At 28.2% G+C, this 1,388-nt stretch carries 2 protein-coding genes; both read right to left on the bottom strand.

What is annotated here, in order from left to right; genetic code table 11:
* Nucleotides 1-298: 298 nt before the first annotated feature.
* Nucleotides 299-637, bottom strand: a complete 339-nt coding sequence (locus tag G580_RS0108595; protein WP_028841802.1) for a hypothetical protein — start codon at nt 635-637, stop codon at nt 299-301.
* 156 nt (nt 638-793) lie between these two features.
* A complete protein-coding gene (locus G580_RS0108590) occupies nt 794-1,198 on the bottom strand; it encodes a hypothetical protein (protein WP_028841801.1) in 405 nt (134 codons plus the stop codon).
* Nucleotides 1,199-1,388 lie beyond the last annotated feature (190 nt).

The raw sequence follows: 1,388 nt of genomic DNA, 5'->3' as shown, positions 1-1,388 counted from the left end.
CCACTTCCTTTAATTAAGTCTGCTTTATACGAATTGAGGCAAATGTTTGTAAAGAGATTTTATAAGGAGACACAATTCTCTTGACAAGTGTCCATTTTCTTCTTTAAATTGATAATCTATCGCTTTCTCGTAATGATTTTTCAATTAATATATACAGATTCTCGTAAACTTCAACACGGAATAAATAACCACTCATAAATGCTTCCCATAATTGTTCTTTTTCAATAGTTATAGTTTTTATTTTGTTTTCTGTCCATTCTTTATCCAGATAATAAAAGTTTGGTAAATACATACCAAGCTAGACATAACTTTCTATTATTTCATTATGTAATAAAGTATCATATTTGTCTTTAATATTGATTTCCCAACCAACTTTTTGTTTAATTTTTGTTTTTTCTTCAACTCGTTTAATTCTTAATGCCAACAAAAACAACGCCTCTGTTATTTTGCCAAAAGGTGAATTCAGTGCATAAATCACGAAATCTTTCCCAATTGGATATTGAGAATATGTTTTATCTTTATCTAATAACATATGGTCTATTATCAAAAATAAAATCTCTTGTGCAATTTCAAAAAGTTTTTCAGAAAACGCCCAAGCATTATCCGTAGTTCCCTGTTTAATAAGTTCCCCAGCCATTCCTATTACCTATAAGTGTTTTGCATTCCACCAATCATCTCCCTCAATTTTATATTTATTATTCCAAAAATCTTCAGGTTTTATATATTCTTTAATGAACCTAATAAGTTTTCACGCGTCAATTATTTTCTTTTCTTTCCAAGCCTCTTGTATACCCTAAAGAATACTATAAACATACAAATAACCAGTTCTTAAAAAAGGCTCTAAGTTATCAATAAACTTCTCTGGTATTTCTTGAACAGCATATTTCAAAATATCTGATAACCCACCAACAGTAGGTCCTTTCCATCGGTCAATTGTTCTAAATTCTTTCAAAAAGTTTGCTAGATCTTCATTTGTCATATCTAATATTTTTTCTTTACTCAATGGCGATGGACCAGGATCCACACGAACTTCCGGTTCTTTAAAACTAATTTCCTCTTCTTTTTGGGTAATATTTTTGTATTTCTCATATAGAGGTTTAAAGTAGCTATCGGTTTTTACTGCTGAATACCATTTTTGTTTTTGATATGCAGAATAAACTTTTTTATTTTTCTCTTCAGAAAAAATTGTTCTTGGCACTTTCTTTTCTATAATATTTTTAATTTTTTCTTTTTCTTCAGGTGAGCACTCATTTACTTATTTTTGTAATATAGTATAAACTTCTGGCTCATAATGTGGGAGTAGAATATAAATTGTGTCTTTTAATAAAATATTTTAGAGGCATAATAAAAATTTTTAATATTTTTTAAATTAATGATAACATAAAACC

Source organism: Thermodesulfobacterium hveragerdense DSM 12571, assembly GCF_000423845.1.
GTDB classification, from domain to species: Bacteria; Desulfobacterota; Thermodesulfobacteria; order Thermodesulfobacteriales; family Thermodesulfobacteriaceae; genus Thermodesulfobacterium; species Thermodesulfobacterium hveragerdense.
The sequence above is the reverse complement of the archived record's forward strand: the minus strand, read 5'-3'. Positions and strand labels throughout refer to the sequence as shown.

What these genes read in the sequence shown, in the direction of transcription:
- G580_RS0108595 (WP_028841802.1), bottom strand. Translation starts at nt 637, where the DNA reads ATGGCTGGGGAACTTATTAAACAGGGAACTACGGATAATGCTTGGGCG.